The following is an 18,836-nucleotide window of genomic DNA, read 5'->3' as shown; positions in this document are numbered from 1 at the left end:
GTTGTCAGTTTTAGCCTTTGAGCGTCTTCCAGATCTTGCCCACCGCCAGCACACCGACCAACACCACCGCCCCCGCGACAATGCCCGCCACCGCATTGAGCAACGTCGGCACGATAAACCCGGCACCACCGGCGCTGGCCGTCACGCTTTCGATCCAGTGATGCACCGCTGGCACGCCATGGGTCAGGATGCCGCCGCCCACCAGGAACATCGCTGCCGTGCCGATCACCGACAGGCTTTTCATCATGTAGGGCGCTGCACTCAGGATGGCGCCGCCGATGCTTTTGGCGGTCTGCCCTGGCTTTTGCGTCAACCAGAGCCCCAGGTCATCGAGCTTGACGATCCCGGCCACCAGGCCATAGACGCCAATGGTCATGACGATGGCGATGCCCGACAGGACGATCACTTGCTGGGTCAGCGCGGCGTCGGCAACAGTGCCGAGGGTGATGGCGATGATTTCCGCTGACAGAATGAAGTCGGTGCGTACCGCGCCCTTGATCTTGTCCTTTTCAAAGGCCACCAGATCGACCGCCGGATCCGCCACCGCCTCGACCAGTTGCGCATGTTCAGCCTGGTCCTCGGCCTTGCTGTGAAGGAACTTGTGGGCCAGTTTTTCGAACCCTTCGAAACACAGATAGGCGCCGCCCACCATCAACAGCGGCGTCACCAGCCAGGGCACGAAGGCGCTGATCGCCAGCGCCGATGGCACCAGGATCAACTTGTTGATGAACGATCCCTTGGCCACCGCCCACACCACCGGCAGTTCCCGCTCGGCCCGTACACCAGAGACTTGCTGGGCATTGAGCGCCAAGTCATCGCCGAGCACGCCAGCGGTCTTCTTGGCGGCCATTTTGGTCATCAGCGCAACATCGTCGAGCACGGTGGCGATATCGTCGATCAGTACCAGCAAACTGCTTCCGGCCATGGAGGGGCTCCTTGAATAATAATGCCGCGCAGCATACCGCGAGCCGCAGCGCCTTGTGGCCTGTACTGTTAATTCGAGTACTCAAATTCGAGTGCCAGTGCTTGCCAGGCAAGGCGCCATGACGAGTCGTAGCCCGCTACGGCGAGGAATGGTAACGCAGCTTGGCAAGCACTGGCGCCGAAGTTGAGTGCACGAATTAGCCACACAGGCCACCAGGGGCATTCTTGAGCGCCGCGCGAGGCCGGTGCTACCATGCGCCACCGCCAGAACAGGCAAGGAACCCCTGGGTTTATGAGCACTATCCGCGAGCGCAACAAAGAATTGATCCTGCGTGCCGCCAGCGAAGAGTTTGCCGACAAGGGCTTCGCCGCGACCAAGACCAGCGACATCGCGGCCAAGGCAGGCCTGCCCAAACCCAACGTCTACTACTACTTCAAATCCAAGGAAAACCTCTACCGCGAGGTACTGGAAAGCATCATCGAGCCGATTCTCCAGGCTTCGACACCGTTCAATGCCGACGGCGTGCCCGGCGAGGTACTGAGCCACTACATCCGCTCCAAGATCCGCATCTCCCGCGACCTGCCCTTCGCCTCGAAAGTCTTCGCCAGCGAAATCATGCACGGCGCCCCCCACCTGAGCCCCGACCTGGTGGACCAACTCAACGCCCAGGCCCGGCACAACATCGACTGCATCCAGACCTGGATCGACCGCGGCCAGATCGCCCCCATCGACCCCAACCACCTGATGTTCAGCATCTGGGCCGCCACCCAGACCTATGCCGATTTCGACTGGCAGATCAGCGCCGTGACCGGCAAGGCCAAGCTCGATGAGGCGGATTACGAAGCGGCGGCGCAGACGATTATTCGGTTGGTGTTGAAGGGGTGTGAGGTGGATCGCTAGGCTCAGGACCGAGTCGCCGCCTTCGCGAGCAGGCTCGCTCCCACAGGGTTCTGCTGTGAATATAGATTCTGCGAGCAACCTGAATCCCTTGTGGGAGCGAGCCTGCTCGCGAAAGCGGCAACTCGATTTCAAGTCAAAGCCAAATGGAATCCCACAACGGATAGTCGCCAAGTCGGCTCACCAAGCCTGCCCGCAACGGGTTGGCGACGACATAGCGAGCCATTATTTTCAGATCTTCTTCCCGCCGCAGTGCTCGGTCATGAAATCCTTGCTGCCAAAGGCTGACTTTACTGTCCAGGCACAGATTTACAGCCTTGGTACTCAATGATTTGGTCCTTTGCATCAACTCACTCAGAGATCCCCTGCGCAACTCGATCAACCAATGGAAATGATCCGGCATAACAACCCAGGCCAATGAGTCGGCCCGGCCTTGTTCCTGAGCCTTTCGAAATTGCTCAACGACCAGTCTACCCAGGACAACGTCCTTAAAAACTGGTGCGCGGCCAAATGTGTTGGTGGACAGTAAATAGATCCGGCTGGACTCGGCATAGCGGCCGAGGCGCAGTCTATGTGAAGCAGGTGAAACAGGCATTCCTTGCCCCTTTGATGATTGAGTCATAAAGAAGGCTAGACCCGTGGATGCCTGGATAGGAGGCAGACTTTTAGCTGAATGTGTCTGCTAGATTGCTATCGCGAGCAGGCTCGCTCCCACAGTGTGAATTTGCAGTGTTTGCAGAATATGCCCCCACCCGCCGCCCTCTTGTGGGAGCGAGCCTGCTCGCGATAGCAAAGGCTCAGTCAGTACAAATCAAGCCCCCGCATCCGCCCTCAACTGCAGCGCCTCTACCGCCCTGACCGCCACCTGCTCATCCACATCCGAAACATCACCACTGACACCAATCGCCCCCAGCACCTTCCCATCCTGATCCCTGATCAATACCCCACCCGGGGCCGGTACGACGTTGCCCTGCCCCAGCCCGTTCAATGCCGCGAAAAACGCCGGGCGTTGCTGGGCGTCCTGGGCGAGCAGGCGTGAGCCTTTGCCCAGGGCAATGGCGCCCCAGGCCTTGGCGATGGCGATCTGCGGGCGAAGCAGGCTGGCGCCGTCTTCGCGTTGCAAGGCAACCAGGTGCCCGCCGCTGTCCAGGACCGCGACGGTCAGGGGTGCTGCGCTGATTTCACGACCGGCGACAAGGGCTTGCCCGGCCAGGTTGACGGCGATTTTCAAGGTTAGAACGCTCATGGGTGCTGTCCTTCTTTTGTTATGGGAGAGCCTTGTGGGCTTCACTTTCAGCAAAACCGAACACAACAAATAGAACACAACAATACATTTTTTTGTATACAATAATTTTCACAAAGCACCTTAATCGATGAAAGACTGCAGCAAAACCTGGCCTTCCGACGAATGAAACAGATGCTTGAGGAAATGGATTGACCTGCGCCGTTTACCGTGAATACACTCTGCGCAAAGCAACTTGTATACAATTACAAAACGTAAGAGGCACAAAACAATGAGCAAAATGAGAGCAATCGAAGCCGCCGTTCTGGTAATGCGCCGTGAAGGCGTGGACACCGCCTTCGGTATCCCGGGTGCCGCGATCAACCCGCTGTACTCCGCCCTGCAGAAGGTGGGTGGCATCGATCACGTCCTTGCTCGCCACGTTGAAGGCGCCTCGCACATGGCCGAGGGCTACACCCGCACCAAGGCTGGCAATATCGGCGTGTGCATCGGTACCTCGGGCCCTGCCGGCACCGACATGGTGACCGGGCTCTACAGCGCCTCGGCCGATTCGATCCCGATCCTGTGCATCACCGGGCAAGCCCCCCGCGCCCGTATGCACAAGGAAGACTTCCAGGCTGTGGATATCACCAGCATCGTCAAACCCGTGACCAAGTGGGCAACCACCGTGCTGGAGCCCGGCCAGGTGCCGTATGCCTTCCAGAAGGCGTTCTTTGAGATGCGCTCCGGCCGTCCGGGCCCGGTGCTGATCGACCTGCCGTTCGACGTGCAGATGGCCGAGATCGAATTCGACATCGACGCCTACCAGCCACTGCCCCTGGCCAAACCCGCGGCCAACCGCGTGCAGATAGAGAAAGCCCTGGCGATGCTCAATCAGGCCGAGCGTCCATTGCTGGTGGCTGGCGGCGGCATCATCAACGCCGATGCCAGCGAACTGCTGGTGGAGTTCGCCGAGCTGACCGGCATCCCCGTCATCCCAACCTTGATGGGCTGGGGCACCATCCCCGACGATCACCCGCTGATGGTCGGCATGGTCGGCCTGCAAACCTCCCATCGCTACGGCAACGCCACCTTGCTCAAGTCGGACGCGGTGCTGGGCGTCGGCAACCGCTGGGCCAACCGTCATACCGGTTCGGTGGACGTCTACACCGAAGGCCGCACGTTCATTCACGTGGACATCGAGCCGACCCAGATCGGCCGCGTGTTCACGCCCGACCTGGGCATCGTCTCCGATGCCGCCTCGGCCCTGACGGTGTTCATCGAAGTGGCCCGTGAATGGCAAGCCGCCGGCAAGCTGAAAAACCGCGACGCCTGGTTGCAAGACTGCCAGCAACGCAAGGCCAGCCTGCAACGCAAGACGCACTTCGACAATGTGCCGGTCAAGCCACAGCGTGTGTACGAAGAAATGAACCAGGTGTTCGGCAAGGACACCTGCTACGTCAGCACCATTGGCCTGTCGCAGATCGCCGGGGCGCAGTTCCTCCACGTCTACAAGCCACGCCACTGGATCAACTGCGGCCAGGCCGGGCCGTTGGGCTGGACCATTCCGGCCGCGCTGGGGGTGGTCAAGGCCGATCCGAGCCGCAAGGTCGTGGCGCTGTCGGGCGACTATGACTTCCAGTTCATGATCGAAGAGCTGGCGGTGGGTGCGCAGTTCAAGCTGCCCTACATCCACGTCGTGGTGAACAACTCCTACCTGGGCTTGATTCGCCAGGCCCAACGCGGGTTCGACATGGACTACTGCGTGCAGCTGTCCTTCGACAACCTCAACGCCCCGGAACTCAACGGTTATGGCGTGGATCACGTTGCCGTGGCCGAAGGCCTGGGGTGCAAAGCGCTACGGGTGTTCGAACCGTCCGGTATCCAGCCAGCCCTGCGCCAGGCCCAGGCCATGATCGAGGAGTTCAAGGTGCCGGTGATCGTCGAGATCATCCTGGAACGGGTGACCAACATTTCCATGGGCACCGAGATCAACGCCGTCAATGAATTTGAAGATCTGGCGCTTGTGGGCAACGATGCACCGACTGCCATTTCGCTACTCGACTGACTGCCGACACCCTCCTGTGGGAGCGAGCTTGCTCGCGATAGCGGTGGGTCAGTGCCGGTGATGTTGGCTGTACTGCCTTCATCGCGAGCAAGCTCGCTCCCACAGGGGTGCGTTCACATTATTTAAGGAGACCACCATGCCGCGTTTCGCCGCCAACCTGTCCATGCTGTTCACCGAGCAGGATTTTCTCGCCCGTTTCGAAGCCGCCGCCAAGGCCGGTTTCAGTGGTGTCGAATACCTGTTTCCTTATGACTACAGCTCCGCCGAACTCAAGGCCTTGCTCGACGCCAACGACCTGACCCAGGTGCTGTTCAACCTGCCGGCCGGCGACTGGGCCAGGGGTGAGCGCGGCATTGCCTGCCTGCCGGACCGGGTCGAGGAATTCCGCGCCGGTGTCGACCTGGCAATCGCCTACGCCCAGGTGCTGGGCAACACCCAGGTCAACTGCCTGTCGGGGATTCGCCCGCAGAACTGCAGTGAAACCCTGGTGGAAAAAACCTTCGTCGCCAACCTGAAATACGCCGCCGAGAAGCTGCAGGCCAAAGGCATCAAGCTGGTGATGGAAGCCATCAACACCCGCGACATTCCCGGCTTCTACCTGAACAACACCGCCCAGGCCCTGTCGATCCGCGAGCAGGTGGGCAGCGCCAACCTGTTCCTGCAATACGACATCTACCACATGCAGATCATGGAAGGTGACCTGGCCCGGACCCTGTCGGCGCACCTGGGCGAGATCAACCACGTGCAACTGGCGGACAACCCGGGACGCAACGAGCCGGGCACGGGCGAGATCAACTATCGCTTCCTGTTCGAACACCTGGACCGCATCGGCTACACGGGTTGGGTCGGCTGCGAATACAAGCCGCTGACCACCACCGAAGCGGGATTGGGCTGGCTGAAAACCCATAACGCGATCTAACCCACTCTTCCCCCCTGTGGGAGCGAGCTTGCTCGCGATGACGTCGGTACAGCCAATATCACCGGCACTGACCCACCGCTATCGCAAGCAAGCTCGCTCCCACAGAAAAGCAGTTCTTCATCGGTTTGAAGCAGCGATAACAACAAGAGGATTTCCCCATGGCTAAAATCGGATTCATCGGCACCGGCATCATGGGCCACCCCATGGCACTGAACCTGCAAAAGGCCGGTCACAGCCTGTTCCTGTCCCAGCACCACGACACGGCCCCGGCCGACCTGCTGGCGGGCGGCGCGGTAGCGTTGGCCAACCCGAAGGAAGTGGCCCAGGAAGCGGAGTTCATCATCGTCATGGTTCCGGACACCCCGCAGGTCGACGACGTACTGTTGCGCGCCGACGGCGTGGCGGCGGGCGTGGGCGCGGGCAAGGTGGTGATCGACATGAGCTCGATCTCCCCCACCGCCACCAAGGCCTTCGCGGCGAAGATCAATGAAAAAGGCGCGCAGTACCTCGACGCTCCGGTATCCGGCGGTGAAGTCGGCGCCAAGGCCGCGACGCTGAGCATCATGGTCGGTGGCGACAGCGCCGCCTTCGAGCGTGCCCTGCCGCTGTTCCAGGCCATGGGCAAGAACATCACCCTGGTGGGCGGCAACGGTGATGGCCAGACCGCCAAAGTCGCGAACCAGATCATCGTTGCCTTGAACATCCAGGCGGTAGCCGAAGCGTTGTTGTTCGCCTCGAAAAACGGTGCCGACCCGGCCAAGGTCCGTGAAGCGCTGATGGGTGGTTTCGCTTCGTCGAAGATCCTCGAAGTGCACGGCGAACGCATGATCAAGGGCACCTTCGACCCGGGCTTCCGCATCAGCCTGCACCAGAAGGACCTGAACCTGGCCCTGCAAGGCGCCAGGGAACTGAACATCAACCTGCCCAACACCGCCAACGCCCAACAAGTGTTCAGCACCTGCGCGGCCATTGGTGGCAGCAACTGGGATCACTCGGCGTTGATCAAGGGGTTGGAGCACATGGCCAATTTCTCCATCCGCGATAACTGACACACCAAAGAACCCTGTGGGAGCGAGCTTGCTCGCGATAGCGGACTTTCAGTCGACATCGATATTGAATGTCAGGCCCTCATCGCGAGCAAGCTCGCTCCCACAAGTAACCAAGTCGCCTCAGCCAATAATAAAAATCGGGAGCCCGCCATGTCGGTCGATCCGCAACAACTGCTGCGCGAGCTGTTTGCCACAGCCATCGACGCGGCCCATCCGCAACACGTCCTTGAACGCTACCTGCCCAGCGACCGCAGCGGTCGGGTGATCGTCATCGGTGCCGGCAAGGCCGCGGCGGCCATGGCGCAAGTGGTCGAGCGCTGCTGGCAGGGCGAAGTGTCTGGCCTAGTGGTGACCCGCTACGGCCATGGCGCGCCCTGCCAGAAAATCGAAGTAGTGGAAGCCGCCCACCCGGTGCCTGACGCCGCCGGCTTGGCCGTGGCCCAGCGGGTGCTGGAAATGGTCAGCAACCTCAGCGAAAACGATCGGGTGATCTTCCTGCTGTCCGGCGGCGGTTCTGCCCTGCTGGCCTTGCCCGCCGAAGGCATCACCCTGGCCAACAAGCAATCGATCAACAAAGCCCTGCTCAAATCCGGCGCGACCATCGGCGAGATGAACTGCGTGCGCAAGCACCTCTCGGCGATCAAGGGCGGGCGCCTGGGCAAGGCCTGCTGGCCGGCGACGGTGTACACCTACGCGATCTCCGATGTGCCCGGGGATCTTGCCACGGTCATTGCCTCCGGCCCCACCGTGGCCGACCCCAGCACGTCGGCCGAAGCCCTGGCGATTCTCCAGCGCTACCGGATCGAGGTGCCGGCCTCGGTGCGCAACTGGTTGCACAGCCCGGCATCGGAAACCGTCAAGCCCGGCGACCCAAGCCTGGCCCGCAACCACTTCCAATTGATCGCCCGCCCCCAGCAGTCATTGGAGGCCGCGGCAGTGAAGGCGCGCCAGGCCGGTTTCAGCCCATTGATCCTCGGCGACCTGGAAGGCGAATCCCGGGAGGTGGCGAAAGTCCACGCCGGCATCGCCCGGCAAGTCGCCCTGCACGGTCAGCCACTGGCGGCGCCGTGCGTGATCCTCTCCGGCGGCGAAACCACCGTCACCGTGCGCGGCGACGGTCGTGGCGGGCGCAATGCAGAATTCCTGCTGAGCCTGACCGACAGCCTCAAGGGTCATCCTGGCATCTACGCGCTGGCCGGCGACACCGACGGCATCGACGGTTCCGAAGACAACGCCGGTGCCCTCATGACCCCGGACAGTTATCGCCGCGCCGCCGCGCTGGGCCTGTGCGCCAGCGACGAGTTGGACAACAACAATGGCTACGGCTACTTCGCCGCCCTGGATGGGCTGATCGTCACCGAACCGACCCGCACCAACGTCAATGACTTTCGCGCCATCCTGATCCTCGAGAACCCCGAACATGACGCCTGATAAAAAGGTCAAGATCCTCGCGACCCTCGGCCCCGCCACCCGCGGCATCGATGACATTCGCGAGCTGGTACAGGCCGGCGTGAACATCTTCCGCCTGAACTTCAGCCACGGCGAGCATGCCGACCACGCCCAGCGCTACCAGTGGATTCGCGAGGTCGAGCAGCAGCTCAATTACCCGCTGGGTATCCTGATGGACCTGCAAGGCCCGAAGCTGCGGGTCGGCCGGTTCGCCGACGGCAAAGTCCTGCTGCAACGCGGCCAGGCCCTGCGTCTGGACCTGGACCCGACGCCCGGCGATCAACGCCGGGTCAACCTGCCCCACCCGGAGATCATCGCGGCCCTGGAGCCCGGCATGGACCTGCTGCTGGACGACGGCAAGTTGCGCCTGCGCGTGACCGCCAGGCACAGCGACGCCATCGACACCGAGGTGCTCAACGGCGGCGAGCTGTCGGACCGCAAAGGCGTGAACGTGCCCCAGGCCGTGCTTGACCTGAGCCCGTTGACCAGCAAGGACCGGCACGACTTGAGTTTCGGCCTGGAGCTGGGCGTGGACTGGGTGGCGTTGTCGTTCGTCCAACGCCCCGAGGACATCCGCGAGGCCCGGGCGCTGATCGGCGACAAGGCGTTCCTGATGGCAAAGATCGAGAAACCGTCGGCGGTGACCCAACTGCGGGAAATCGCCGAATTGAGTGACGCGATCATGGTTGCTCGCGGTGACCTGGGTGTCGAAGTCCCGGCCGAGAGCGTGCCGCAGATCCAGAAGACCATCATCGGCACCTGCCGCGCCCTCGGCAAACCGGTGGTGGTGGCGACGCAGATGCTCGAGTCGATGCGTTTCTCCCCGGCGCCCACCCGCGCCGAAGTCACCGACGTGGCCAACGCCGTGGCCGAGGGGGCCGATGCGGTGATGCTGTCGGCGGAAACCGCTTCAGGGGATTACCCCCTCGAAGCCGTGCAGATGATGAGCAAGATCATCCGCCAAGTGGAAAACGGCCCCGACTACCAGGCGCAATTGGACGTCAGCCGGCCGAAAGCCGAAGCCACGGTGTCGGACGCGATCAGTTGCGCGATCCGGCGTATCAGCAACGTGCTGCCGGTGGCGGTGCTGGTGAACTACAGCGAATCGGGCAGTTCCAGCCTGCGGGCGGCGCGGGAACGGCCGACGGTGCCGATCCTCAACCTCACGCCGAACCTGCAGGCCGCTCGCCGCCTGACAGTGGCCTGGGGCGTGCACTCGGTGGTCAACGATCGGTTGAAGCAAGTGGATGAAGTCTGTTCCACCGCCCTGGAAATCGCCCAGGCCCAAGGCATGGCCCAGCGCGGCGATACCTTGCTGATCACGGCGGGCGTGCCGTTCGGGCAGCCGGGGTCGACCAATTCGCTGCGCATTGAGACCCTGATCTAGCGGCTCTACTGGCCCCATCGCGAGCAAGCTCGCTCCCACAGGGTTTTGTGAATGCCACAAGTCCAGTGTGGGAGCGAGCTTGCTCGCGATGAAGTCGACTCAGTCCCTCTGACACACCTACTATGCCCAACACCCCCTGCCCAGACTGGGCCACCGCCCTGCTCAACGGCTTCAGCCAAGTCTTCCTCCAGCGCCATCCGTTGTGCGGCCTGCTGTGCCTGCTGGCGATCCTGCTCACTGCGCCCGCTCTGTTCGGCGGTGCGTTGCTGGGTGGGGTGGCCGGGTTGCTCACGGCCCAGCGACGCGGTTACGCCAAGGCCGACCGGCAAGCCGGGCTGTTCAGCTACAACGGCATCCTGCTGGGCTTGCTGCTGAGCCTCGCGTTGCCCTGGTCCGTCCTGTTGCCACCGTTGATCCTCGCCACAGGCGGTCTCAGCGCGATGCTGACCCAGCAATGGCTCAAGCGCACCCGAGGCCCTCGATGCCTGCCCGCCTACACCGCGCCTTTTGTAGGGTTGGCTTGGCTGCTGATGAGTTTCACCCTGCCGCCGCCCCCAACCACCTCGATTGAAATGACAGTACCCAACCTGCTGGCAGCGCATTTGAGCGGGCTGGGCCAAGTCATGTTTCTCAGCCACCCGGCGGCGGGGGCGCTGATCGCGGCGGGCCTGCTGCTGGCCGACCGTCGTGCCGCCGCTTGGGCATTGTTCGGTTCCGCCGCCGGCCTGGCCTTCGCCTTGTCGCAACATGAAAACGTAACCGCCCTTTGCGGGCTGGGTGGCTACAACCCGGTGTTGGTGGCGCTGGCCCTCAGCCAACAGCGCCGCCATGCCTGGCTGCCACTGGCGGGCATTCTCCTGGCGCTCATGCTTGCCCCAGGTTTTATCACCCTCGGCCTGCCTCCCCTGACGGCACCGTTCATCCTCGCGTGCTGGTTGATCCAGGCCACCGGCCGGGCGTGGCGCCAGGCCAGCCTCGACAGCGCGCCTTGCGCTCTGCAGGGCAATCGCCCTAGGCTTCGCTGATTCCGGTTCAGGCGACGATTATGCAAAGCAGCAACAACTGGCGCGAACGCCTCTACGTGATCATTTTCCAGACCGACACCGTCGCCGGTCGGCGCTTCGATAGCACCTTGCTGTTGATCATCCTCGCCAGCCTGGTGATCGTGATGCTCGACAGCATCGACAGCGTGCACAAAAACTACGCGGCCCTGCTGGCCGGTATCGAGTGGGGCTTCACCTTCGTATTCATCGTCGAGTACGGCCTGCGCCTGTACTGCTCGCCCAAGCCGCTGCGCTATGCCTTCAGTTTCTACGGGCTGGTGGACCTGCTGGCGATCGTGCCGGGAATCCTGGCGCTGTACTACAGCGATGCCCAGTACCTGTTGATCATTCGGATCATCCGCATGCTGCGGATTTTCCGCGTGCTCAAGCTCAGTCCTTACCTCAAGCAAGCCAATTACCTGATGGCGGCGCTGCGGGGGAGCAAGCAGAAAATCATCGTGTTCCTGGTCAGCGTCTCGACCCTGGTGACCGTCTTCGGCACGCTGATGTACGTCATCGAAGGTCCCGAGCATGGCTTTACCAGCATTCCCAAGGGCATCTATTGGGCTATCGTGACACTCACCACCGTGGGCTTCGGCGACATCGTGCCCAAGACGCCGCTGGGCCAGGTGGTGTCATCCCTGGTAATGATCACCGGCTATTCGATCATCGCCGTGCCGACGGGTATTTTCACGGCTGAACTGGCCACCGCCATGCGCGGCGACCAGCTCCAGCACGATTGCCCGGTGTGCAGCAAAAACAACCACGAACACGGTGCCGCTTTCTGCTCCCGTTGTGGCAATGCGCTGTTTAAGAAATTGGAATAAGCAAAGCACTTTTTGATGCTTGAAGGTCTATAGGCTTGCAGCTAGTGTGCTGGCTAATTGCCCGGAACCCCCGTTGATAAAAAGGAATTCGCAGTGAAGAACTTCTTTGGCGCCGCCCTTCTCGCCGCTGGCCTGACCTTTGGCAGCCTGGCCCACGCCGCCCCGACCCTGCTCAACGTTTCCTACGACGTGATGCGCGATTTCTACAAGGACTACAACGCAGCCTTCCAGAAGCACTGGCAGGCCGAGCACAACGAAAACATCACCGTGCAAATGTCGTTCGGCGGCTCCAGCAAGCAGGCGCGCTCGGTGATCGACGGCCTGCCGGCAGATGTCATCACCATGAACATGGCGACCGACATCAACGCCCTGGCGGACAACGGCAAACTGGTGCCCGAGAACTGGGTCACCCGCCTGCCGAACAACAGCGCGCCGTTCACCTCGGCCACGGTGTTCATCGTGCGCAAAGGCAACCCGAAAGCCTTGAAAGACTGGCCTGACCTGCTCAAGGACGGTGTGCAGGTGATCGTGCCCAACCCGAAAACCTCCGGCAACGGTCGCTACACCTACCTCTCGGCTTGGGGCTATGTGCTGAAAAATGGCGGTGACGAGAACAAGGCCAAGGCCTTCGTCGGCAAACTGTTCAAGCAGGCGCCGGTACTGGACACCGGCGGCCGCGCCGCGACGACCACCTTCATGACCAACCAGATCGGCGACGTGCTGGTGACCTTTGAAAACGAAGCAGAAATGATCGCCCGCGAATTCGGCCGCGACCAGTTCGAGGTGATCTACCCGAGCGTTTCCGCCGAAGCCGAGCCACCGGTCAGCGTGGTCGACAAAGTCGTCGAGAAAAAAGGCTCCCGCGAAGCCGCCGAAGAGTATCTCAAATACCTGTGGTCGCCCGAAGGCCAGGAAATCGCCGCCGCCAACTACCTGCGCCCACGGGACCCGGCGGTATTGGCCAAATACACCGACCGCTTCCCGAAAGTGGACTTCCTGTCGGTGGAAAAAACCTTCGGCGACTGGCGCACGGTGCAGAAGACTCACTTCAATGACGGTGGGGTTTTCGACCAGATCTACAGCGGGCAGTGAGGCGCTGATTCGAATAAAAGGGCGACCTCCGGGTCACCTTTTTCATTCATCGGTGGGTAGGGAGGCTTTTGTGGCGAGGGAGCTTGCTCCCGCTGGGCTGCGCAGCGGCCCCACTCTGGCGGTTGCTGCGCAACCGAGCGGGAGCAAGAGCACTCGCCACAAGAGCACTCCCTTATCTCCTGTGGTGCTGCCTATCATCAACCGCAGGCATGACAGCTATCGACCACAAGCCCTGTTCCTGCCCCCTCTAAGTCTTTAGCCTCACGCCATCCTTCCAATTGATCGACGAGATTGCCATGAGTGCTCATTCACCTACCTCACCCGGCAGCCCGCTGACCCGCGGCATGGTCCTGCTCTTCGCCTTCTGCTGCGGTGCCATCGTCGCCAACATCTACTACGCCCAACCGATCATTGAACTGATCGCTCCCGACGTCGGCCTGAGCAGCACCATGGCCAGCCTGATCGTTTCGCTGACCCAGATCGGTTATGCCTTGGGCCTGTTTTTCCTGGTGCCACTGGGGGACTTGCTGGAAAACCGTCGGCTGATGATCATCACCACCGTGGTGGCGATTGCCAGTTTGTTAGGGGCAGCGTTCACCGATCAACCGAACGTATTCCTGCTGGTTTCGCTGTTGGTGGGGTTCAGCTCGGTGTCGGTACAAGTCCTGATTCCGCTGGCCGCACACCTGGCGCCGGAGGAGACCCGGGGTCGGGTCGTGGGTGGGATCATGGGCGGCCTGCTGCTGGGGATCCTGCTGGCGCGGCCAGTCTCCAGCGTGGTGGCCGATCACTTCGGCTGGCGGGCCATGTTCATCATCGCCGCCGCGTTGATGGCCGCCATCAGCATCGTCCTGGCACTGACCGTGCCCAAGCGCCAGCCCGACCACAGCGCCTCTTATGGCCAACTGCTGGGCTCGCTCGGCACCCTGCTGCGTCAACAACCGCTGTTGCGGCAACGGGCGTTCTACCAGGCCTGCCTGTTTGCCACGTTCAGCCTGTTCTGGACCGCCGTGCCGCTGGAACTGTCACGCAACCATGGCCTGTCCCAGACTGAAATCGCCTTGTTCGCCCTGGTCGGTGCCATTGGTGCGATCGCCGCGCCCATCGCCGGTCGCCTGGCGGATGCCGGCCATACCCGCATCGCCTCGCTGCTGGCGATGCTGTTCGCCAGCCTGAGTTTCCTGCCAACGTTCATCCATCCGCTCTACAGCGTGATCGGCCTGGCGGTGACCGGCGTGGTCCTGGATTTCTGTGTGCAGATGAACATGGTCCTGGGCCAGCGCACCATCTATGCCCTCGATGCCAAGAGTCGCAGCCGGCTGAATGCGCTGTACATGACCAGCATCTTCGTCGGTGGCGCCTTCGGCTCATCGATTGCCAGTGCGGTGTACGAACACGGCGGCTGGTTGTGGGTGGTGATTGTCGGCAGTGCCTTCCCACTGTTGGCCTTGCTGCGCTTCTTGAGCACCTCGCGCAAGCAGTCCCTGGCTACGGCCTGAATACCCCACGCATAAAAAAGCCCGGTCGCCTTCAGCGCCCGGGCTTTTTGGTGGAGCGTGTCAAATCCGCACGTTGCCACGCGGCCCGGCAATCGCCCAGATGATCAGGCCCAGTACCGGCAACAGCAGGATCAGCAGCACCCAGAGGATTTTCATCCCGGTTTCCGCGCCACTCTTGAGTACGTTGATGATCGCCCAGATATCGAGCGCCAGGATGATCAGGCCGACCAGGCCGTTGAAAGTGGAACCCATGGTGTCGCTCCCAAATGGTGATGTGCACACTTAGGATAGCGGGCCCCAGGCAAGGGTTCCGTTTTATTGCTTCAGACGTGGACCGCGACCTTGAGGGCTTCCAGGGACGGCGTGGCAGCAATGCCGACCTCGGCACACAGCTCCAGCACCCGCGGCACGTCGTTGCCGTACACCAGCACCATTTGCAATTCATCGTCGAGCAATTGGCTGAAGTTCATCAGCACGTAGCCGCCGTTTTCCTTGTTCAGGCTGCTCATCTGGATCTGGATGCGGTTCAGCGCGGTCAGGGCTTCGGTTTTCGCCAGTTGCTTGGGCTTGAGGTTGAACGCCACGCCGGGGCCGAACGAGGCGACGATCTGTTCGAACAGGTCCACGTAGGTGTCGGCCTGGAACAGCACGGTGTCCGGCAGGCTGCCCACCACGATCCACTCACCCAACGGGATCGGGAACGTGTCGTCGTAGTTGATATCGGGGTTGGCCGCCAGGAAAGCCATCGGATCGGCGTAGGCCTGGGCCGCTTCGTCAGCGATTTTCGCGATGTCCGCCTCGCCGAGGCAGCCGGAGCTGATTTTACCGATGAGTTCGATGAGGGCGGCTTTCATGGGGTGAATCCTGTGGCGAAGGGTGTTTTGAGGGCGGGCAGGATAACGCATCATATCGGTCCGTAGGAGCTGCCGAGCGAAGCGAGGCTGCGATCTTTTGATCTTTCACTTGAGATTCAACTGTCAGGGAAAAGATCGCAGGCTCGCTTCGCTCGGCAGCTCCTACAGGGCCAACAACTTTTCCAACTGCGCCGTGGTGTCCACCGCGCCCATGGTCCTGGCGGCATCGAGAGCCGAGACGCCGTTGGCATCCTTGGCTTTCGGGTCGGCACCTTTGCCGATCAGGTAGTCGACGATTTCCACGCGGTTGAACATCGCCGCCATCATCAGCGCGGTACGACCATCGAAGGAGGCGCCTTCCACTTGCGCGCCGCCATCCACCAACGCCGAAACCACTGCCAGGTCGCCCTTGAATGCCGCGCCAGCAATCGGGCTCTGGCCGTTGTCGTTGCGGATTTCCGGATCGGCCTTGTGCTCCAGCAACACCTTCACCGTTTCCACATGCCCGTGGTAAGCGGCCAGCATCAACAAGGTGTCGCCCTTGTGGTTACGCAGGTTGGGCGGCAGGCCCTTGCTCAGCAACGCAGCCATCATGGCCGCATCACCCTGGCGTGCGACGTTGAACACCTGCTCGGCAAACTCCGCAGCCTCTTCCGGGGTCATCTGGCGGCTTGTATCGGACATGGGAAACTCCACTCGGGTCTTCGCAAAGCGGCTAGTTTCCCGAGGGACCCGGGCGCTGTCATCCCTTTTTTCACTGTGCCCGTCATAGCCAGAATCAATAACGCAATTGTCCGCCCTGAATCCGAACGGCCAACTGCCGATCCACCCGCACGTAAGTATCGGTGCCCGGCAGCCAGGCGAAGATCGGCTCATCCCCGGTAACGCATGGGTCGAACGCTTCGGCCTTGAGGCGGGTCTTCTGGTACTTGAAGGTGCCGGTGGTGTCCATTTTCACCTTGATACGCAGGAACAGCGGCACGGCATAGGCAGGCAGCTTGCATTGCAGAAACTGCAACAACTCGCTGAAATCCAGGGTCGCCAGGGATTCGGACGGGGTGATTGCCGCCATGCCGGCACGGCCATTGGTGCCATTGATCTCCACGCCATAGGCCACCGCCTCGGCCACCTGCGGATGTTGCAGCAGCACATTTTCGACTTCCGTGGTGGAGACGTTTTCGCCTTTCCAGCGATAGGTATCGCCGAGTCGATCAACGAACTGCCCATGCCCGAAACCAATGTTGCGCAACAGGTCTCCGGTATTGAAGTAACGGTCGCCTAGGGCAAAGACATCCCTGCAGATGGTTTTTTCAGTCAAGGCCTGATCGGTGTAGCCATCCAGTGGCGCCTTCTCGTCGATCCGCGCCAGCAACAGGCCCGGTTGGCCCCTGGGCACTTTTTGCATGCGACCTTGCAGGTTGCGCAACGGCAGGCCGCTGGCATGGTCGTACTGCACCAGCTCCCAGCCCATCAGGGAAAACCCGATGGTGTTGTCGAAATTCAGGATGTTGGTGAAACCGATATTACCGTCGCTGGCGGCATACAGCTCACAGATATGGTCGATGCCAAACCGGATCTTGAAGGTCGACCAGGCCCCGGGCCGCAGGCCGTTGCCGATCATTTTCTTCACACCGTGGTGACGGTCATCGGCAGCGGCAGGCTGGTCGATCAGGTAGCGGCACAACTCACCGACATACCCCAGCGTGGTCGCCCGGTAACGGCGCACGTCGCTCCAGAACTGACTGGCGCTGAACTTGCGCCGAATCGCGAACCCCGATGCCCCACAGATCGCCGCGCCCCAGCACACGCACAGGCCGGTGGCGTGGTACAGCGGCAACGTGCAATACACGACATCGTCGGGCTGCATGTCCAAGGCGATCAGGCCGAAGCTGGTGGACGTGCGCATCCAGCGACCATGGCGAAACACCCCGGCCTTGGGCAGCCCGGTGGTGCCCGAGGTGTAGAGATAAAAACACGGGTCATTGCAGAAGACCTGCCGGCTGCACGCCGGGTTATCGCTTGGGTAATCCTCGCTGCAAGCCATCAGGTCGATGAAACCGGACGGGGCATAAGACGAGATTTCGACCCTGTCCTGATCCGCCAGCCACCAGGTCCTGCTGCTCGACAGAGTGGTTCGCTCTCGTATGTCGTTGAAGGCCGCAACCCGTTCATCCCCGACCACCACCGCGACCGGGTTGACCAGGGCCAGGCTGTGCACCAGTGCGTCGCCAGTTTGCGAGGTGTTGAGCATGGCACTGACCGCGCCAACCTTGGCCATCGCCAGCACGCTGATCAACAGCTGTGGCCGGTTCTCGATGAATATCGCCACGCAATCGCCCTTGCCGATGCCTTGGGCCAGCAGGTAATGGGCGATGCGATTGGCCTGCGCGTTGACCTGTGCATAACTCAACACCGTCTCGCCGCACAGCAGTGCCGGGCCCTGGGGATTGCGTTGCGTGGCCTGTTCGAAACACCAGCCCAGGCCGCAAGGCTGGGTCGAGTCCTGGACGTTGGCCTGCTTCATGCCCTTGACGATCCGGGGGACGGCTTTGGCAATGGCAGGCAGCTTGCGCAGCATCATGCCCCAGGTAATCGCGTCGCTGGGTGTTCGACTCATGGTGATCTTCCCCGTTCGACCGCGTGGGTCTCGGTTCTTGTTATCGGGCAGCAGGTGATTTTGGCTCGAAAGTACGCCGGCGATTGCGGCGCTGTACACGCGGTTTTTGCAATGTTTTGTATCCGCTACCCGAGACAGGCGAAGCGTGAGCGCCGCAAAACGATTTGGTTCCAAAAATCATTGCCCAACCACGCAAAATGCAGGATGCACGATGGCTATTCATGCAAGATGCACGAAATCAAAAATGCAGGAAAAATATAACTAACTGTTTTTTAAGGGTTTTATACAAAGCCGAATGCTGGCACAGACAGTGCAACTTTCCCTCCACGGTTTGCCATACCATGGAGCAGTCAACTATGAACATGATTCAAGAAAAGTTTGCGTCCCTGTTTTCCAACTACGAAGTGACCACCCAGCCCCGCCCGGATGGCGGCATTCTGCTGACCTTGCGCAATGGCGACGGCAAGCTGTTCAAACGCACGATTTCCTATGCTCAACTGCACGCTGGGGATCAGTTGTCCTGGGCGATCAGTGCGATTCGTCGTGACCTGGCTGAACAGGCTAGCGAGTTGCCACAGATCACCTTGTTGCAGAGCCAGCATCGGTTTGCGCTGCCGACTTACCATAGCGCGTGAGTTTGCTGGAAAAACGCGGTGCTGCTTGCTTGAAAAAACGGCGCTTCTTTCAGAAATGGGAAGCGCCGTTTTTTTTGCGCCTTCTTTTGGGCGAGCCCGCTTTTGGTTTTAGTGTGTATATCCGTTTCTTCGGTAATGGCTGCTGACGGTTCCGCTCTTACAGCGGGTCACTTTCGAAAAGCGCGAAAGTAACCAAAGCGCTCATGCCCCACCACTTGGTGCCTCGCCTAGGCTCGGCATGCCCTCACTCCGGCATTGCTCCGTGGGCCCGCCGCGAAGGGCCATCCATGGCCCAGCGCGGCTATCCCGGCATCCATGCCGGGATGCCCACTCCACAATGCCTGCGTTCGGCC

At 61.3% G+C, this 18,836-nt stretch carries 18 protein-coding genes; 11 read left to right on the top strand and 7 right to left on the bottom strand.

Features of this window, described 5'->3' with window-relative positions; all coding sequences use genetic code 11:
- Window positions 1-10: 10 nt before the first annotated feature.
- The gene (locus AB4Z20_RS18025) at window positions 11-925 is read right to left on the bottom strand and encodes a DUF808 domain-containing protein (RefSeq protein WP_253477009.1); all 915 of its coding nucleotides are present in this window, start codon (window positions 923-925) and stop codon (window positions 11-13) included.
- Between the two features lie 291 nt (window positions 926-1,216).
- On the opposite strand from AB4Z20_RS18025, the gene AB4Z20_RS18020 reads away from it, so the two are divergent.
- Window positions 1,217-1,825 (top strand): TetR/AcrR family transcriptional regulator, encoded by a 609-nt coding sequence (locus AB4Z20_RS18020; RefSeq protein WP_053182288.1) that lies wholly within the window; start codon window positions 1,217-1,219, stop codon window positions 1,823-1,825.
- Between the two features lie 133 nt (window positions 1,826-1,958).
- Here the strand turns inward: AB4Z20_RS18020 and AB4Z20_RS18015 are convergent, their stop codons facing one another.
- The gene (locus AB4Z20_RS18015) at window positions 1,959-2,417 is read right to left on the bottom strand and encodes an REP-associated tyrosine transposase (RefSeq protein WP_442090343.1); all 459 of its coding nucleotides are present in this window, start codon (window positions 2,415-2,417) and stop codon (window positions 1,959-1,961) included.
- Between the two features lie 216 nt (window positions 2,418-2,633).
- Window positions 2,634-3,068 carry a GlcG/HbpS family heme-binding protein gene (locus AB4Z20_RS18010; protein WP_442090342.1) on the bottom strand — a complete coding sequence of 145 codons (435 nt, stop codon included), beginning with the start codon at window positions 3,066-3,068 and terminating at the stop codon, window positions 2,634-2,636.
- Window positions 3,069-3,336: 268 nt separating this feature from the next.
- Between AB4Z20_RS18010 and gcl the strand changes: the two genes are divergently transcribed.
- The 9 genes from gcl (at window position 3,337) to AB4Z20_RS17965 (ending at window position 14,377) form a co-directional block, all read left to right on the top strand.
- A complete protein-coding gene (gcl, locus tag AB4Z20_RS18005; protein ID WP_258689068.1) occupies window positions 3,337-5,112 on the top strand; it encodes a glyoxylate carboligase in 1,776 nt (591 codons plus the stop codon).
- A 136-nt stretch (window positions 5,113-5,248) separates the two neighbouring features.
- Window positions 5,249-6,031: a hydroxypyruvate isomerase gene (hyi, locus tag AB4Z20_RS18000; RefSeq protein ID WP_442090341.1), complete on the top strand. Its 783-nt coding sequence runs from the start codon at window positions 5,249-5,251 to the stop codon at window positions 6,029-6,031.
- Window positions 6,032-6,189: 158 nt separating this feature from the next.
- Window positions 6,190-7,080: a 2-hydroxy-3-oxopropionate reductase gene (locus AB4Z20_RS17995; protein ID WP_253477022.1), complete on the top strand. Its 891-nt coding sequence runs from the start codon at window positions 6,190-6,192 to the stop codon at window positions 7,078-7,080.
- Window positions 7,081-7,230: 150 nt separating this feature from the next.
- On the top strand, window positions 7,231-8,511 hold the full coding sequence (locus tag AB4Z20_RS17990) for a glycerate kinase type-2 family protein (RefSeq protein ID WP_442090340.1): 1,281 nt from the start codon (window positions 7,231-7,233) through the stop codon (window positions 8,509-8,511).
- The gene (gene pyk / locus AB4Z20_RS17985; RefSeq protein ID WP_442090339.1) at window positions 8,501-9,916 is read left to right on the top strand and encodes a pyruvate kinase; all 1,416 of its coding nucleotides are present in this window, start codon (window positions 8,501-8,503) and stop codon (window positions 9,914-9,916) included. Before AB4Z20_RS17990 ends, pyk begins: the two co-directional genes overlap by 11 nt.
- Before the next feature lie 122 nt (window positions 9,917-10,038).
- Window positions 10,039-10,941, top strand: coding sequence for an urea transporter (locus AB4Z20_RS17980; RefSeq protein ID WP_442090338.1), 903 nt, complete (start codon window positions 10,039-10,041; stop codon window positions 10,939-10,941).
- A gap of 20 nt (window positions 10,942-10,961) precedes the next feature.
- Window positions 10,962-11,786 carry an ion transporter gene (locus AB4Z20_RS17975; protein WP_214509640.1) on the top strand — a complete coding sequence of 275 codons (825 nt, stop codon included), beginning with the start codon at window positions 10,962-10,964 and terminating at the stop codon, window positions 11,784-11,786.
- 93 nt (window positions 11,787-11,879) lie between these two features.
- Window positions 11,880-12,878, top strand: a complete 999-nt coding sequence (locus AB4Z20_RS17970) for a sulfate ABC transporter substrate-binding protein (RefSeq protein WP_214509639.1) — start codon at window positions 11,880-11,882, stop codon at window positions 12,876-12,878.
- Window positions 12,879-13,174: 296 nt separating this feature from the next.
- Complete coding sequence (locus AB4Z20_RS17965; protein ID WP_258689073.1) at window positions 13,175-14,377, top strand: MFS transporter; 1,203 nt, start codon at window positions 13,175-13,177, stop codon at window positions 14,375-14,377.
- A gap of 60 nt (window positions 14,378-14,437) precedes the next feature.
- Here AB4Z20_RS17965 and AB4Z20_RS17960 read toward each other — a convergent pair whose 3' ends face one another.
- The 4 genes from AB4Z20_RS17960 to AB4Z20_RS17945 all read right to left on the bottom strand — a co-directional run bounded on the left by AB4Z20_RS17960 (window position 14,438) and on the right by AB4Z20_RS17945 (window position 17,848).
- Complete coding sequence (locus AB4Z20_RS17960) at window positions 14,438-14,629, bottom strand: PLDc N-terminal domain-containing protein (RefSeq protein ID WP_003204476.1); 192 nt, start codon at window positions 14,627-14,629, stop codon at window positions 14,438-14,440.
- A gap of 71 nt (window positions 14,630-14,700) precedes the next feature.
- On the bottom strand, window positions 14,701-15,231 hold the full coding sequence (locus tag AB4Z20_RS17955) for a hypothetical protein (protein ID WP_253477054.1): 531 nt from the start codon (window positions 15,229-15,231) through the stop codon (window positions 14,701-14,703).
- A gap of 162 nt (window positions 15,232-15,393) precedes the next feature.
- Window positions 15,394-15,915, bottom strand: a complete 522-nt coding sequence (locus tag AB4Z20_RS17950) for an ankyrin repeat domain-containing protein (protein WP_258689075.1) — start codon at window positions 15,913-15,915, stop codon at window positions 15,394-15,396.
- A gap of 94 nt (window positions 15,916-16,009) precedes the next feature.
- Entirely contained in the window at window positions 16,010-17,848 is a 1,839-nt protein-coding gene (locus AB4Z20_RS17945) for a long-chain-acyl-CoA synthetase (protein ID WP_442090337.1), read from the bottom strand.
- A gap of 356 nt (window positions 17,849-18,204) precedes the next feature.
- Here AB4Z20_RS17945 and AB4Z20_RS17940 point away from each other — a divergent pair, with 356 nt between their 5' ends.
- A complete protein-coding gene (locus AB4Z20_RS17940) occupies window positions 18,205-18,483 on the top strand; it encodes a DUF3509 domain-containing protein (RefSeq protein ID WP_442090336.1) in 279 nt (92 codons plus the stop codon).
- The last annotated feature ends 353 nt before the right edge of the window (window positions 18,484-18,836 follow it).

Source organism: Pseudomonas sp. KB_12 (genome assembly GCF_052114545.1).
Lineage (GTDB): Bacteria > Pseudomonadota > Gammaproteobacteria > Pseudomonadales > Pseudomonadaceae > Aquipseudomonas > Aquipseudomonas brassicacearum.
This window is presented reverse-complemented; position numbering and strand designations above follow the sequence as displayed.

Excerpts from the sequence above, each read along its gene's own strand:
- AB4Z20_RS18025 (WP_253477009.1), bottom strand. The coding sequence starts at position 925 with ATGGCCGGAAGCAGTTTGCTGGTACTGATCGACGATATCGCCACCGTG.
- AB4Z20_RS18020 (WP_053182288.1), top strand. The coding sequence starts at position 1,217 with ATGAGCACTATCCGCGAGCGCAACAAAGAATTGATCCTGCGTGCCGCC.
- AB4Z20_RS18015 (WP_442090343.1), bottom strand. The coding sequence starts at position 2,417 with ATGCCTGTTTCACCTGCTTCACATAGACTGCGCCTCGGCCGCTATGCC.
- AB4Z20_RS18010 (WP_442090342.1), bottom strand. The coding sequence starts at position 3,068 with ATGAGCGTTCTAACCTTGAAAATCGCCGTCAACCTGGCCGGGCAAGCC.
- gcl (WP_258689068.1), top strand. The coding sequence starts at position 3,337 with ATGAGCAAAATGAGAGCAATCGAAGCCGCCGTTCTGGTAATGCGCCGT.
- hyi (WP_442090341.1), top strand. The coding sequence starts at position 5,249 with ATGCCGCGTTTCGCCGCCAACCTGTCCATGCTGTTCACCGAGCAGGAT.
- AB4Z20_RS17995 (WP_253477022.1), top strand. The coding sequence starts at position 6,190 with ATGGCTAAAATCGGATTCATCGGCACCGGCATCATGGGCCACCCCATG.
- AB4Z20_RS17990 (WP_442090340.1), top strand. The coding sequence starts at position 7,231 with ATGTCGGTCGATCCGCAACAACTGCTGCGCGAGCTGTTTGCCACAGCC.
- pyk (WP_442090339.1), top strand. The coding sequence starts at position 8,501 with ATGACGCCTGATAAAAAGGTCAAGATCCTCGCGACCCTCGGCCCCGCC.
- AB4Z20_RS17980 (WP_442090338.1), top strand. The coding sequence starts at position 10,039 with ATGCCCAACACCCCCTGCCCAGACTGGGCCACCGCCCTGCTCAACGGC.
- AB4Z20_RS17975 (WP_214509640.1), top strand. The coding sequence starts at position 10,962 with ATGCAAAGCAGCAACAACTGGCGCGAACGCCTCTACGTGATCATTTTC.
- AB4Z20_RS17965 (WP_258689073.1), top strand. The coding sequence starts at position 13,175 with ATGAGTGCTCATTCACCTACCTCACCCGGCAGCCCGCTGACCCGCGGC.
- AB4Z20_RS17960 (WP_003204476.1), bottom strand. The coding sequence starts at position 14,629 with ATGGGTTCCACTTTCAACGGCCTGGTCGGCCTGATCATCCTGGCGCTC.
- AB4Z20_RS17955 (WP_253477054.1), bottom strand. The coding sequence starts at position 15,231 with ATGAAAGCCGCCCTCATCGAACTCATCGGTAAAATCAGCTCCGGCTGC.
- AB4Z20_RS17950 (WP_258689075.1), bottom strand. The coding sequence starts at position 15,915 with ATGTCCGATACAAGCCGCCAGATGACCCCGGAAGAGGCTGCGGAGTTT.
- AB4Z20_RS17945 (WP_442090337.1), bottom strand. The coding sequence starts at position 17,848 with ATGAGTCGAACACCCAGCGACGCGATTACCTGGGGCATGATGCTGCGC.
- AB4Z20_RS17940 (WP_442090336.1), top strand. The coding sequence starts at position 18,205 with ATGAACATGATTCAAGAAAAGTTTGCGTCCCTGTTTTCCAACTACGAA.